This is a genomic window from Serratia sp. AS12, from assembly GCF_000214195.1.
In the GTDB taxonomy this organism is placed as follows: Bacteria; Pseudomonadota; Gammaproteobacteria; order Enterobacterales; family Enterobacteriaceae; genus Serratia; species Serratia plymuthica.
The window spans coordinates 2,818,134-2,832,123 of the sequence record NC_015566.1 but is presented as its reverse complement, the minus strand read 5'-3'; the positions used below and the strand labels follow the sequence as shown (position 1 = coordinate 2,832,123).

Annotated in this window: 15 protein-coding genes; 8 read left to right on the top strand and 7 right to left on the bottom strand. The window is 56.9% G+C overall.

All coding sequences use genetic code 11. The features are described 5' to 3' along the window. Positions 1–17 precede the first annotated feature (17 nt). A complete protein-coding gene (locus tag SERAS12_RS13165) occupies positions 18–914 on the top strand; it encodes a LysR family transcriptional regulator (protein ID WP_013813120.1) in 897 nt (298 codons plus the stop codon). On the opposite strand, the gene SERAS12_RS13160 is transcribed toward SERAS12_RS13165, so the two are convergent. The 6 genes from SERAS12_RS13160 to sapA all read right to left on the bottom strand — a co-directional run bounded on the left by SERAS12_RS13160 (position 915) and on the right by sapA (position 8,048). Next, positions 915–2,105, bottom strand: coding sequence for a peroxidase-related enzyme (locus tag SERAS12_RS13160; RefSeq protein ID WP_013813119.1), 1,191 nt, complete (start codon positions 2,103–2,105; stop codon positions 915–917). Between the two features lie 645 nt (positions 2,106–2,750). After that, positions 2,751–3,563, bottom strand: coding sequence for a putrescine export ABC transporter ATP-binding protein SapF (gene sapF, locus SERAS12_RS13155; protein WP_013813118.1), 813 nt, complete (start codon positions 3,561–3,563; stop codon positions 2,751–2,753). Position 3,564: 1 nt separating this feature from the next. Further along, positions 3,565–4,557, bottom strand: a complete 993-nt coding sequence (gene sapD / locus SERAS12_RS13150; RefSeq protein ID WP_004945143.1) for a putrescine export ABC transporter ATP-binding protein SapD — start codon at positions 4,555–4,557, stop codon at positions 3,565–3,567. After that, on the bottom strand, positions 4,557–5,447 hold the full coding sequence (sapC, locus tag SERAS12_RS13145; RefSeq protein WP_006325668.1) for a putrescine export ABC transporter permease SapC: 891 nt from the start codon (positions 5,445–5,447) through the stop codon (positions 4,557–4,559). Before sapC ends, sapD begins: the two co-directional genes overlap by 1 nt. Next, positions 5,434–6,399, bottom strand: coding sequence for a putrescine export ABC transporter permease SapB (sapB, locus tag SERAS12_RS13140; RefSeq protein ID WP_013813117.1), 966 nt, complete (start codon positions 6,397–6,399; stop codon positions 5,434–5,436). The genes sapC and sapB overlap by 14 nt, the downstream gene beginning before the upstream one ends. Further along, complete coding sequence (sapA, locus tag SERAS12_RS13135; RefSeq protein WP_013813116.1) at positions 6,396–8,048, bottom strand: ABC transporter substrate-binding protein SapA; 1,653 nt, start codon at positions 8,046–8,048, stop codon at positions 6,396–6,398. The genes sapB and sapA overlap by 4 nt, the downstream gene beginning before the upstream one ends. A gap of 206 nt (positions 8,049–8,254) precedes the next feature. Between sapA and folE2 the strand changes: the two genes are divergently transcribed. The 3 genes from folE2 to zigA are packed head-to-tail and all read left to right on the top strand — an operon-like array spanning position 8,255 to position 10,934. After that, the gene (gene folE2 / locus SERAS12_RS13130; RefSeq protein WP_013813115.1) at positions 8,255–9,184 is read left to right on the top strand and encodes a GTP cyclohydrolase FolE2; all 930 of its coding nucleotides are present in this window, start codon (positions 8,255–8,257) and stop codon (positions 9,182–9,184) included. Next, entirely contained in the window at positions 9,174–9,734 is a 561-nt protein-coding gene (locus SERAS12_RS13125) for a carbonate dehydratase (RefSeq protein ID WP_013813114.1), read from the top strand. The genes folE2 and SERAS12_RS13125 overlap by 11 nt, the downstream gene beginning before the upstream one ends. Positions 9,735–9,746: 12 nt before the next feature. Beyond that, positions 9,747–10,934: a zinc metallochaperone GTPase ZigA gene (zigA, locus tag SERAS12_RS13120; protein ID WP_013813113.1), complete on the top strand. Its 1,188-nt coding sequence runs from the start codon at positions 9,747–9,749 to the stop codon at positions 10,932–10,934. 192 nt (positions 10,935–11,126) lie between these two features. On the opposite strand, the gene pspF is transcribed toward zigA, so the two are convergent. Beyond that, complete coding sequence (gene pspF, locus SERAS12_RS13115; protein ID WP_013813112.1) at positions 11,127–12,134, bottom strand: phage shock protein operon transcriptional activator; 1,008 nt, start codon at positions 12,132–12,134, stop codon at positions 11,127–11,129. Positions 12,135–12,318: 184 nt separating this feature from the next. Between pspF and pspA the strand changes: the two genes are divergently transcribed. The 4 genes from pspA (at position 12,319) to pspD (ending at position 13,990) form a co-directional block, all read left to right on the top strand. Further along, positions 12,319–12,984 (top strand): phage shock protein PspA, encoded by a 666-nt coding sequence (pspA, locus tag SERAS12_RS13110; protein ID WP_004945117.1) that lies wholly within the window; start codon positions 12,319–12,321, stop codon positions 12,982–12,984. A gap of 59 nt (positions 12,985–13,043) precedes the next feature. Then, positions 13,044–13,271 carry an envelope stress response membrane protein PspB gene (gene pspB, locus SERAS12_RS13105; protein ID WP_006319541.1) on the top strand — a complete coding sequence of 76 codons (228 nt, stop codon included), beginning with the start codon at positions 13,044–13,046 and terminating at the stop codon, positions 13,269–13,271. Beyond that, positions 13,271–13,630 carry an envelope stress response membrane protein PspC gene (gene pspC, locus SERAS12_RS13100; RefSeq protein WP_004945110.1) on the top strand — a complete coding sequence of 120 codons (360 nt, stop codon included), beginning with the start codon at positions 13,271–13,273 and terminating at the stop codon, positions 13,628–13,630. Before pspB ends, pspC begins: the two co-directional genes overlap by 1 nt. A 96-nt stretch (positions 13,631–13,726) precedes the next feature. Continuing rightward, on the top strand, positions 13,727–13,990 hold the full coding sequence (gene pspD, locus SERAS12_RS13095) for a phage shock protein PspD (RefSeq protein WP_013813111.1): 264 nt from the start codon (positions 13,727–13,729) through the stop codon (positions 13,988–13,990).

Sequence of the window (13,990 nt, the reverse complement as noted above, 5' to 3'; positions counted from 1 at the left end):
ATTTCCCGAGCCGCCTTATGGATATTAAACAACTGATTTACTTGTGTAATCTGGAACGAGAGCGCCACTTTGGCCGGGCGGCGGAAGCCAGCTTCGTTAGCCAGCCTACGTTATCCATGCGGTTGAAAAACCTGGAAAAAGAATTGGGCGTTTCGTTGATCAACCGCGGTAATAACTTTGGAGGTTTTACTGCGGAAGGCGAGCGTGTGTTGGCGTGGGCGCGCGAGATTGTATCGGTTTATCAGGGGTTGAAACTGGAGGTGGAATCGCTCAAGCACGGCTTTAACGGCACCCTGCGTATCGGTGCTGTGCCGCAGTGCAGCATTTCACTGGCGCAAATGCTGAAAGCGGTCAGCGAGCGTTTCCCACAGTTGGACTATCGGGTCGCGGTGTTGAGCGCCGATCAGTTGCTGGAGGCCTTGACGGCGCATACCGTGGATATCGGCATCGGCTTCTTTGAGTTGGCGACGCTGAACGAGCTGCATTTTCAGTCGCAGCCTTTGGCTGACGCCGGCGTCGAATTGGTTTTCCATCCGCAGCATTTCCCGCATGTGGTGGGGGATAAACCTTTGACCTTGGCGGAGGTCACTGCGCTGCCGCTGTGCCTGGCTGAACCCACACGTTACTTCCGTCGTTACCTCGATCAAAACTTTCGTGAAGCCGGGTTGACGCTGCATGCGCGCATGGAAACCACGTCTATTTTCCAACTGCTGGAAGGCATTTTTGTTGGTCTGGGCTGCGGCCTGTTTCCGCAAGGTAATCTGCTGCCGGCCATGACGCCGGACCTGCAGCGGCGGCCAGTCGCCATTCCCGCCATGTCGCGGCATGCGGCAGTGGTGATTGCTGAGCCGGGACGGGCGTCACCGTTGGCCCAGCATTTTTTTGACGCCGCGAGCCAGTGGCTGCTGCAGTAATTATGCCGGTTGGTTCTCGCCGATCGTCTGCGTGTCGCCGAGGGTCTGACGTAAACGGTTTTCCCAGGCGTAAAGGGCACCGGTGAGGATTACGTCCAGGGCCTGAGCCTGATTCAGCCCGCTGTTAAACAGCGGCTGTACGCTGCGCGGGGTGAACTTTTCCGGTGTGCGGGTCAGATCTGCGGCAACGCGGATCACCGCCTGGGCCACGGGGTTATCGCTGCTTTCCAGCCCGTGGTTGATGTCGGTGAAGATGGCACCTGCCAATGCGGCGTCCTGAATATCCTGGGCTACGGTCGATGTGCAGTAGCGGCTGCCGTTAATGCGCGAAACGGCCAGCGTCGCCAGCGCTTTCAACCGCGCCGACAACCCGTAACCGTCCGCGTTGATGCTGTTAAAGACGCCGTTGCGTTCGCGCAGCGCGGGGGCATCGTGGGCCAGCAGCAGATAATAAGGTTCGCTGCGAGCGTCCGGGTGGCTTTGGTCGAGCACATCGAGCTGTTCAGCGCGAGCGTCTTCCAGGGTTATCGGCGGTAATCGCGATTGCCACGCCAGTTCCTCTTCGGTGAATTCCACCCCTTCGGCATCCTCTATGTTCGGGAAACCGGGCACCACGCCCGTTGGCCGCCCGGCCAGCGCAGCCACGCCGGCGACGACGCGCGCCTGGTAACTGACAAAACCGATAATCTGCGAGAAGGTCACGATATCCGCCGGGCTTAATCCGACATCGCTGAGCTGTTGCAGCGCTTTGCTGCAAATCAGGGTCGGTTGGCTGGCGAGCTGCCGGGCGTATTGCGTGATTTGGGCGAGGCGGATGTTGCTTTCACGTGAGGCGTCAGGGCTGTGCAGCGGGGCGAGGCGAGCAGCGTAATGGCTACAAAGGGATTGAACGCCAGTCACCTGAGCTACGGTCAGCGCGGTACTAAGGCGATCGTAAGGTGACAATGTCACCATTCTTGTCAGTGCCACATGATCCGGGAACAGCACGTGATAGCTGGCGTGCGAGGCATTAAACACCCCGGCGCGCGCGGTCAGTGCGGTGTTCAACGCTTCGTCGGCAAATGCGCCCAGCCCCAGCAAGAATCTGTCGCGGACAGTGGCCGCCTGCGGCTCAAGCGGTTGGTCTCCGCGAACGCTGCTTTGGGTTTCGTGATACCACTGGGCATTATGTTGTCGACGTAGTAGTTCCATAGGGCGGTAATCCTTAATCATGAGCAACGGCCACCGGTGCGACAGGCAGCGGCGGCAAGACAAAAGAGGTGCATACCCTGGGGCGGGCATGGAATGGCAGGATCAGCGGCGGTCATCGCAACACAGTGCGTGACCATAAACAGAGAAACCTGCGGCTAAAGCGAGCAGAAACTGCGCGAGTCGGCGATTGCGGGGGCTGTTCATCAGTGCGATATCCTGTCGTTTAATAAGCTCAACGTAGGGGATATCCTCACCGATTCGATAGGCGAGATAAAATAATGTTAAGTGCTAATCAATAACTGAATGGAATAAAATATAATGATATATAACAAAATTGTAATTTGTATTTGAGGTTATTGGATAAGCGCGGCGGGCTGTTCGTCAATAAAAAACCCGCTCGAAAGCGGGTTTCAGACTGCTGACAAAGCCTGTTATTAGGGAGAGCGTGCCGAAGGGGTCGTAGCGGCTTGCCCGCCGACCAATTTGCCTGGAGCAAATTGGAACGACTCCATGTCGGCCCGTAGGGTGGGACACACGGATGTGTCCCATAATGGCCCCTCGGTGCGCTAGGCCCGGGTATCTCGGGTTTAAAGACAACTTTGTCATCAAACTCAAACCCGCTCGAAAGCGGGTTTTCTGCAAGCGTCAGAATCGGCCGCCGTCGCGCCGCCACGCGTCTGCGGTGAGTGCTTCACCGAAATGGCTGGCGATCAGGCGCTTGGTCAGATCGTGCAATGGCGCGGCCAGCACTTCGGCGGTACTGCCACGCTCAACGATTTCCCCTTCGTGCATCACCATAACCTGATCGCTGATGTGCTTCATCATGCCCAGATGCTGAGTCACATAGATGTACGAGATGCCGTGTTTCTCCTGCAGTTCCAGCATCAGGTTGATGATCTGCGAACGCATCGACATATCCAGCGAAGCCAACGCCTCATCGGCGACGATGACCTTGGGCTGCAGGATCAGTGCACGGGCCAGCGCTACACGTTGTTTCTGGCCGGAGGCCAGCATATGCGGATAGTAATAGGCGTGGTCCGGCAGCATCCCCACCTGGCGCAGCGTCTGATAGATGCGCTGTTCACGTTCTGGGCCTTCCAGATCGGTATTCAACCGCAGCGGGGCGTCAAGCAGTTGGCCGATGCGCTGGCGCGGGTTAAGCGACGTACTCGGATCTTGAAATATCATGCGGATACGCTGGCTGCGATAGCGATAATCGCCGTAGCCGAGCCGGTGATCGTCGATCAGCAGTTCACCGGATGATGGCTCAATCATGCCGGACAGCATTTTGGCCAGCGTCGATTTACCGGAGCCGTTTTCACCGATGATCGCCAGCGTTTGCCGTTCACGCAGGGTAAAGCTGACCGATTTCACCGCCTCAACGTGCTGGCGACGGAACAGCCCGGTGCGGTAACGGTAGGTTTTGGTCAGGTTGCGCACTTCCAACAGCGTTTCCATGTTATTGCTCCTCCATGTTCAACGGGAAGTGGCAGGCGAATAAGTGGTTTTTCACCGGGCGCAGGCGCGGCGTCTCGATGCACTTTTTCTGCGCATAAGGGCAGCGAGGCCCCAGCCGGCAACCGATCGGCAGATGTTCCAGCGATGGAATGGCGCCCGGCAGCGTATTGAGCCGGCTTTTATGCGGCAATGAGCGGCCAAAATCCGGCATTGAGCGGATCAGCGCCTGAGTGTACGGATGGTGAGGGGCAGCCAGCAGATCTTCACACTGCGCGCTTTCCACCGTTTGGCCACAGTACAGCACGTTCACTCGATCGGCCCATTTGCTCATCATCTGCAAATCATGGCTGATCAACAAAATGGTGGTGTTGTTGTTTTGATTAAGCCGGGCCAACAGGCGGAAAATTTGCGCCTGGGTGGTGGGCTCCATGGCATTGGTCGGTTCATCGGCAATCAGCAGACGCGGCTGGTTGGCCAGGGCGATGGCGATCATCACTTTCTGGCATTCGCCTTCGGTCAGTTCGTAGGGGAAGCTGCCCATGATGTCGACATGGTCTTTGATGCCAACGCGGTGCAGCAGCTCAATGGCGCGACGTTTGCGCCAGTTGAAACGCTGCCACCAGCGGCCTTTATAGGTCCAGCCGGGGATCGCCTGCGCCAGTTGGCGGCCGATGCTCTCCGAGGGATCCAGACACGACTGCGGTTCCTGGAAAATCATCGAGACGTTATGTCCGACCAGCTTGCGTCGCTCGCGCGGCGTCAATTGCAGCAGATCGATATCATCAAAGCGGAAACGGTCGGCGGTGACGCGCCAGTTGTCTTTGGTTACGCCGCAAATCGCTTTGGCGATCAGGCTTTTGCCTGAGCCGGATTCACCCACCAGACCCCGGACTTCACCTTCGGTCAGCGTCATGCTGACGCGATCGACCGCCTTGACCGGCCCGTCGGCGGTCATAAATTCAATCGTCAGGTTGCGGATATCAAGTAACGGCATTATTCCACTCCTGCGTTGATTGCGCGGCGCATGCCATCGCCCAACAGGTTAACCAGCAACACGCTGATCAGGATTGCCGCACCGGGCAGCATTACCGTCCAGGGCGCGACGTACACCAGCTCCAGCGAATCGCCGAGCATGGCGCCCCATTCCGGCGAAGGTAATTGCGCGCCGAGGTCGAGGAAACCAAGTGCGGCGATGTCCAGGATCGCCATCGACAGCGCACGGGTAAATTCGGTCACCAGCACCGCCGCAATGTTCGGCATCACCGCATACCACAATATTTGCGGCGTCGAAGCACCGTCGAGGCGCACCGCCACCACATACTCTTTTTCCAGCTCGTCGTGCACTGCGCTGTAAATGGTGCGTACCATGCGTGGCAACAAAGCCAGCCAGACTGCCAGCATCGCGTGCTCGAGTTTCGGTCCAAGGAACGCCACCACCACAATCGCCAGCAGCAGCGAGGGAATGGAGAGCAGGGTGTCGAGAATATGGTTCAATACCGCCGAACGCAGACCGTGGGTAACACCGGCAAACACGCCGAGGATCACCCCGAAAAAGGCGGCGGCAACGGTAACCAACAACGCTGAACCATAAGTGGCGGCGGTACCGGTCAACAGACGGCTCAGGATATCGCGGCCGAGATCGTCAGTGCCGAGAAAGAAGGAGACGTTGCCGTAACGCGACCAGGAGGGCGGCAGCAACTGATAGCCCAGGAACTGTTGATCGAGCGCATAAGGTGCCAGCAGGCTGCCGAATACGCACAGCAACAGCAGCGCGATCACGCCGTAGAAGCCGATCATCGCCAGGGCATCGCCGTAAAAAATCCGCCAGGTGTAAAGCAGCGGGCTGGGCATTTTCTTTTCGCGGTATACGTTATCTAAGGGCATACCATTCCTTATGTTTCAGTGGGTTGGTTGCTGCGCCCAAAATATCGGCCAGGACGTTAATGGCGATCACCAAGGTGCCGACCACCATCACGCCGGCGGAGATCGCCGCATAATCCTGCTGGCGGATGGCGTTAATCATCCAGCGACCGAGGCCCGGCCAATTGAAGACCACTTCGGTGATCATCGCCAGCGTCAGCATGGTGGAGAACTGCAACCCCAGCTTGGGAACGATAGGTGGCAGCGCGTTATGCAGCACATGACGACGGATAATGGTAAAGCGAGACAAACCCCGAGTAGCGGCGGCTTTGATGTAGTTTTGGTTGAGCACGTCGTCGGTGCTGATACGCATCAGGCGCACCACTTCGGTGGTGGGAGCCACCGCCAGCGCGGTAATCGGCAATATCATATGGCGCAACGCGCTACCGATCATCTCGGAACGGTACGGTGAATCCGACAGCCAGGCATCAATCAGCGCAAAACCGGTGACGGGCCTGACCTGATACAGCAGATCGAAACGGCCGGAAACCGGCAGCCAGCCAAGGTGCAGCGAGAAAAACAGCATTAACAGCAGCGCCAACCAGAAAACCGGCATCGAGAATCCGATCAGGGCAAAGGTGCTGATAGCGGTGTCTTGCCATTTTCCGCGCATCACGCCGGCGATAATCCCCAGCGGAATGCCGATAAACAACGCCAGAGTGAAAGCAAGGAGGCACAGTTCCATGGTGGCGGGGAACACTTCGCGCAGTTGCTCGCTGATCGCCTGGCCGTTAATGCTGGAAACGCCAAAGTCCCAGTGCAGCAGGCTGACGAAGTAAAAGTGATAGGCATCCAGCAGGGCGGCGCCGTACAGCGGCGCGCGCGGCGTGAAATAGCTCAGACTAAAGCTGACCAGAGTCAGGAGGAACAGCGTGATCAGCAGCAACAAGATGCGGCGCAAGGTAAAGATAATCACTTTTTCGGCCCCTCCGCGGATTCACGGTACACCCCGGCAAATGACGCGTTGCCGAATGGGCTCAATACCAGTCCTTTGATGTCGTAGCGGTAAGCCTGCAGGCGCAATGAGGAGGCCAGCGGCAACACCGGCAGTTGCTGCTCAAGAATTTTTTGCGCCTTCTGGTAGTTTTCGATGCGCTGCGCCAACTGCTGTGACAGCAGGGCATTTTGCAGCACCTCGTCAAACCCCGGGTCACACCAGTGAGCATAGTTGGTTTGCGAGCGGATTGCCGCGCAACTCAATAGCGGCCGGAAGAAACTGTCCGGGTCGTTACTGTCGGTGGCCCAGCCGGTGAGCGTCAGATCGTGGTTCATCTCCATCAGTCGCGCTTCCTGGAAGCGGCCTTCGACTGGCACGATAGTGACGTTAATGCCAACCTGGCCCAAATCGGCCTGGATCAGTTCGGCGGTCTTCAGCGGGCTGGGGTTATAAGATTGCGAGGCGGTGGGTACCCACAGCTTCAGATTCAACGATTCAATACCCGCTTGCTTGAGCATTTCGCGCGATTTGGCGGGATCAAATTCGGTAACGTGCGCTTCATTGTCATAGGCCCACGATGCGCGCGGCAGAATGGAGGCGGCGGTCTCCGCCGTGCCGTAGTAAATCGACTGCATCAGGCGCTGATTGTTGATTGCCAGCGAAATGGCCTGACGCACTTTTAAATTGTTCAGTGGCGGTTTGCGGGTATTGAAAGCCAGATAGGCGATGTTCATGCCCGGCCGCAGCGTGAGGCGCAGGCGTGGATCGTCGCGCAGAATCGAGAGCTGGCTGGCGGCGGGATAGGCGAGCACGTCGCACTCGCCGGTCAACAACTTCGACAGCCGGCCGGTGCCGCCGGCCCCCAGATCGATCACCACCTGTGGCATGCGCGGTTGGCCTTTCCAGTAAACGTCATTGCGCGCCAGACGAATATATTGTCCCGAACGATATTCATTTAACAGGAAGGGCCCGGTGCCGACCGGCTCGCGATCGATCATTTCCTGATGGCCTTCACGCGTCAGGCCTTGCGCATATTCTGCCGACATCACCGGGGCGTAATGGGTCGCGATATGCCATAAAAACGAGGCGTCCGGCGCCTGCAGGCGGATCTCGACGGTGTAATCGTCGATCTTCTTCACGCTTTGCACAGAGTCGCCAAACTGCAGACTGTCGAAGTACGGATACTCGCCGCCGTTGACGTCATGATACGGATGCTTTTGGTTAAACATGCGCTCAAAGCTGAATACCACGTCATCGGCGTTCAATTTGCGGGTCGGCGTAAACCAGGCGGTGGTCTGGAACGGCACGTCCTTGCGCAGGTTGAAGCGGTAGGTTGCGCCGTTATCCAGCACTTCCCAACTTTGCGCCAGTTCGGGGATCAGCCGGTAGGTATAAGGGTCGACATCCAGCAGGCGATCGTACAGCTGTGCGGCCAGGGTATCGACCGTCAGCCCGCTGCTGGCCATCTGCGGATTAAAGGTGTTCAGTATGCCGCTGACGCAATAGACAAAGCCGCTTTGGCGGATATCCGGCAACGGCGGCGCCGCGGTAGGCGCGGGCGGTGTTGAGGCCAGGGCGGAACTCGCCAGGCAGCTCAATGACAGTATCCAAAGGGGTAAACCACGCATAGAGGCTTCATGGGTTAATAAGCAATAGCGTTAGTGTATCGCACTCTGGCGAACTGCCCAATCCATTGAGCAAAATGGCAGAGTTTTCTGCGACTTGATTGAACAGTTTGCCGCCACAGGCAAAAAATCTTCAAAATGATATGTTATAACATAACAAATTCATGTTGCCGTCCTCAGGCACGATATCAATAACCACAAGGGGACGTATGAACAAGATTGCACTTCCACCCCGCCAGCCGTTGCCGGATGCCCAGGCCTGGCGGGGTGAGATGAGTGAAGTCGGGCTCGATTGGGTCGGGATGCAAGAGATAGCGCTGCCGCTGGAGCTTGCGGGAAAACCGCTGATGGCGAAGGTTAATGCCGGGATCAATCTGCGTGCCGGTCGGCAGGGCGTGCGGGGAATACACATGTCGCGGCTGTATCTTGCGCTGGATGAATTGGCGCAGGGCGAACTGACGCCGCAGCGCATCGGGCGAACGCTGGATGCCTTTTTGGCTTCGCAGCCTGAACACAGCGACCATGCCAACCTGAGCATCCGCGGCGAGTTGCTGGTGTCACGTCCGGCGCTACTCTCGCCGCACCGCGGCTGGAAAGCCTATCCGCTGTGCATTGATGCCACGTTGACCCAGACTCTGACGCTATCGCTGACGGTCGGCGTGCCCTATTCCTCCACCTGTCCCAGCTCGGCGGCGCTCAGCCGTCAACTGGCGCAACAGCAGTTTCAGTTTGATTTTGAACAGGAGTCGGACAGGGTCGATCGGCAGCAGGTGATCGATTGGCTGGGTGAGCAGGGAATGCCCGCGACCCCACACAGCCAACGGAGTTGGGCCTGGGTGACGCTGACGCTCAGTGGCAGTGAATCGGCGTTACCGGTGATCAGTTTAATCGATCGCATTGAGCATGCGCTGGGCACGCCGTCGCAAACGTTGGTAAAACGCCGGGACGAACAGGCATTTGCCCTGGCTAACGGTCAGAACCTGATGTTTTGCGAAGACGCCGCGCGTCGTCTGTACCGGATGCTGCGCAGTCAATGCGGCCTGAGGGGATTCTCGTTGCGGGTGGAGCATCAGGAAAGCCTGCATGCCCACAATGCAGTGGCCGAACTGAGCTGGCGGGAGGAAAGCGATGCTGCGTAAAAACCCCAGTGGTCACCTGCCGCAGGTATCGCCAAAGGCCTATATCGATCCTACCGCCATTATCTGTGGCCGAGTGGTTATCGAAGATTTTGTCTACGTCGGCCCCTACGCGGTGATCCGCGCCGATGAACTGAATGCGGTCGGCGACATGGAACCGATCGTTATCGGTTCTCACTCGAATATTCAAGACGGCGTGGTGATCCACTCGAAAAGCGGCGCGGCAGTCACCATCGGCAGTTACAGCTCCATCGCTCATCGTGCGATTGTTCACGGCCCGTGCCGCATCGAGGATCGGGTGTTTATCGGTTTCAACAGCGTGCTGTTCAACTGCCATATCCGTTCCGGCTGTGTGGTGCGGTACAACGCGGTGGTGGATGGCGTCACGCTGCCGGAGAACCTGTATATCCCATCGACCGAGCGCGTCGGCGCCGACAGCGATCTGTCATCGTATCGTCAGGTCGATCGCCGCGCACTGCAATTTTCTGAAGAGGTGGCCGCCACTAACGTTGAACTGGTTCGCGGTTACCAGGCATTACGCAATGAGTTTTAAGTGAGGAACCTGATGAATCCGTTACCCGTTACCGTACTTTCCGGTTTTCTCGGCGCCGGTAAAACCACGGTGCTGAACCATATTCTGAATAACCGCCAGGGCATGCGCGTGGCGATTATTGTCAACGACATGAGCGAAGTGAACATTGATGCCGCGCTGATCGAAAACCAGGTCCAGCTCGATCGCCGGCAGGAAAAACTGGTGGAAATGAGCAACGGCTGCATCTGCTGCACGCTGCGTGAAGATCTGTTGATTTCGGTACGTGAACTGGCGCAGGCCGGTCGCTTCGATTATCTGCTGATTGAATCCAGTGGGATCTCAGAGCCGCTGCCGGTGGCGGAAACTTTCACCTTTGAAGACGAACAGGGTGAAAGCCTGTCGCAGTTCGCCCGGTTGGATACGCTGGTCACGGTGGTGGATGGCGTGAATTTTATGCAGCAATACCAGCAGGCTCAGACCTTGCAGGAGGCTGGGCAAAGCCTGGGCGAGGACGATCTGCGCAGCGTGGCGGACCTGCTTATCGAGCAAATCGAATTTTGCGATGTGATGCTGGTGAGTAAAACCGACTTGCTGACGCCAGAACAGCAGGGGGAAGTGATGGCGCTGCTCGCGAGCCTTAACCCGGATGCCAATATTATCCCCATCTCCCCCGGTAAATTGCCGTTGGAGGCGGTATTGAACACCGGCAGTTTCAGCTTCGAAAAGGCCCAACAGGCACCGGGCTGGCTGAAGGAGTTGCGGGGCGAGCATGTTTCGGAGACGGAAAACTATGGCATCAGCAGCTTTGTTTATCAGGCGCGGCGGCCGTTTGCGCCGGATAAGTTTTATCGGATGATCAACGGCGACTGGGGAGGCGGCAAGCTGTTGCGTTCAAAGGGGTTCTTCTGGCTGGCTACGCGCCCGAGACAAGCGGGGCAGTGGAGTCAGGCCGGTGGCATCGCTCATTATGGGCTGGCGGGCACCTTCTGGCGCGCGCTGGCGCAGGAGAACTGGCCACAAGATGAAGAAACCCGGGCGCAGATCCAGGCGAAATGGGTGGAGCCGTTTGGCGATATGCGTCAGGAGCTGGTGTTTATCGGCCAGAATTTGCGACAGGCGGAAATCACCCGTTTGCTGGATGCCTGCCTGTTGAGCGATGACCAAATGGCGGCGGGGGTGGACTATTGGCTGGATATGGCCGATCCCTTCCCTGAATGGTAAGTGCACAATATTTGTGTGGTAATGAGAGGAATTCTCAACAAATTGCTTTACATATGATACTGATAACCATTATCATCTTTTGGCGGTTCACGGAAGGCCACTTTTAGTGGTTTTGCCGTGAAAGGCACGACATTGCTCACATTGCTTCCAGTGTTTTTTAAGCCAGCTTGGGTGCTGGCTTTTTTTTGCCCATTAATCTTCTTCCGCATCCCCATTTTGCAGGAGTGCATGTTTTTTCAGCATCCCCCGCAACTGATGATAGGTCAGCCCCAGCAGGCCTGCGGCCTTGCGTTGGTTAAATTTCCCTTGTTGCAGCGCCGCTTCGATCAACGACTTTTCCTGTTCCAACTGCCAGGTTTTTAAATCCAGCGGTAGCGTCGGTCGGTTATTGCGCGTTTCGCGCTCCGGCAGTGGGAGGGGGTTTTCCCGTTGGGCAAAGGGATTGATAACGATTTCATCGAGCGCGTTGGCACTGGTGCCGTGCCGGTATACGGAACGTTCCACCACGTTTTTCAATTCCCGCACGTTGCCCGGCCAGCTATAGGCGATCAGCGTATCCCTGGCGCGTTCGGTGAAGCCGGGGAACAACTGCAGCGACAGCTCGCGGCACATCTGAATCGCAAAGTGTTCTGCCAGCAACATGATGTCTTGCTGCCGCTGGCGCAGCGGCGGCAGTTGAACGACGTCGAACGCCAGCCGGTCCAACAGGTCGGCGCGGAATTTCCCCGCTGCCGCCAGCGCAGGCAAGTCATCGTTGGTGGCGCACACCAACCGCACATCAACCTGCAGCGGTTGGCTGCCGCCTACGCGCTCCAGGTGGCCGTATTCAATCACCCGCAGCAGTTTTTCCTGCACCAGCATGGGGGCGGTGGCCAGTTCGTCGAGAAACAGCGTGCCGCCGTCGGCGCGCTCAAAGCGACCCAGGTGGCGTTTCTGCGCGCCGGTAAAAGCACCCGCTTCATGGCCGAACAGCTCGGAATCCAGTAAGTTTTCATTCAAAGCCGCGCAGTTAAGCGAGATAAAGGGCCCTTGCCATCGGTTGGAGAGGTAGTGCAGACGGTGGGCGATAAGCTCCTTACCGGTGCCGCGTTCACCGATCACCAGCACCGGCTTGTTCAACTTTGCCAGTTGTGAGACTTGCTCCAATACTTCGACAAAGGCGTTCGCTTCGCCCAACAGGTTTTCTAACTGTTCGCTCATGATGAAATTCGCCAATGTTTGGTGAAAATAATCACTCTACAGCATGCTGGCGGAGAGTCAAAAATAAATAATCGTTATTATTCAAAGGAATAAAAGTTGGCACGAGTTTTGATTAAGTCTTTGGGCAAGCTGTATTATTTAACGCGGCGCTTCAGACGCCATCAGAATCAAGAGGAAGTGAATTATGGGTATTTTTTCTCGTTTTGCCGACATCGTGAACGCCAACATCAATACGTTGCTGGATAAGGCGGAAGATCCGCAAAAACTGGTGCGCCTGATGATCCAGGAGATGGAAGATACACTGGTTGAAGTGCGTTCCACCTCGGCGCGTGCGCTGGCGGAGAAAAAGCAACTGCTGCGCCGCATTGAGCAGGGTGAAAATCAGCTCAACGATTGGCAGGACAAGGCAGAACTTGCGCTGCGCAAAGATAAAGAAGACCTGGCCCGTGCGGCGCTGATCGAAAAACAGAAGGTGGCTGACCTGATCTCTACGCTGACCCACGAAGTGTCTACCGTGGAAGAGACATTGGCCCGGATGAAAAGTGAAATCGGCGAGCTGGAAAACAAGCTGACCGAAACCCGTGCGCGCCAGCAGGCGCTAACGCTGCGCCATCAGGCAGCATCCTCTTCCCGTGACGTGCGCCGCCAGCTCGACAGCGGCAAACTGGATGAAGCGATGGCGCGTTTCGAACAGTTCGAGCGCCGTATCGATCATATGGAAGCCGAAGCGGAAAGCGTCATCATCGGTAAAAAGAAGTCTCTGGACCAGGAATTTGCCGAACTGAAAGCCGACGATGCCATCAGCGAACAACTGGCGGCGCTGAAGGCCAAAATGAACCGCACTGAGTAAGGCGACAGCGGCCACGGCGAGGTGGCCGCCTATTAAAGACGCAATAAGAAGGAAAAGAAATGAGTGCTCTACTACTTGCCATTCCGTTGACAATCTTTGTGTTGTTTGTCGCACCGATTTGGCTTTGGCTGCATTACAGCAATCGGCAACAAAACGGCATTCAACTGAGCCATCAGGAAATGCAGCGTCTGGCGCAGTTGGCCGACGATGCCAAGCGCATGCGTGAACGCATTCAGGCGCTGGAAGAAATCCTTGATGCAGAACACCCGAACTGGAGACAGTCTTGATGAGCAATACTCTGGGCAGTAAAAAGCTTTATCGCGTACCTGAGGAAGGCATGGTGAAGGGCGTCTGCGCCGGGCTGGCCCATTATTTCGATGTGCCGGTGCGCCTGATCCGCGTAATAGTGGTGCTGTCGATGATTTTCGGCCTGTTCTTCTTCACGCTGGTGGCCTATTTCGCGCTGGTTTTCGTGCTGGATGAAGCGCCGGCCAGCCGTTTCGAAGGAGAGAACTACAAGACGCCGCGCCAGTTGCTCGATCAACTGGAGTATGAGTTGGGTAGCGGCGAACAGCAACTGCGTCAGGTTGAGCGTTATGTCACGTCGGATACCTTCGGCGTACAGAGCCGTTTCCGCAAGCTGTAACCCTGCCTCGCGTGCAATGGCCTGCGCGTGGCGCAGGTCAGGCATTGCGCCTGCCATCATCCTGTTTCAAGCAACCGTGCCGGAGGGCATTGATAAATGAATAAAACCTATGCCGCAAACGCCGTTAAATCCGCTGGAATCAAACAAGGAGCAGGTACAGTGTTGAAGACATTGTCTAAAGTGATCATCATGGCGTTACTGAATTACGGCCCTGCCGGCGCGGCTGGCTGGCTGCTGCGGACCGTTGGCCGCAAACCGATTCGCTTTGTGCTGGCGCTGGTGCTGGAACCCCTGTTTCGCAAAGGCTTGAACAAGGTATTTGGTCGTTACGTAGCGGGTGCAAAAATGCCACCCAGATAG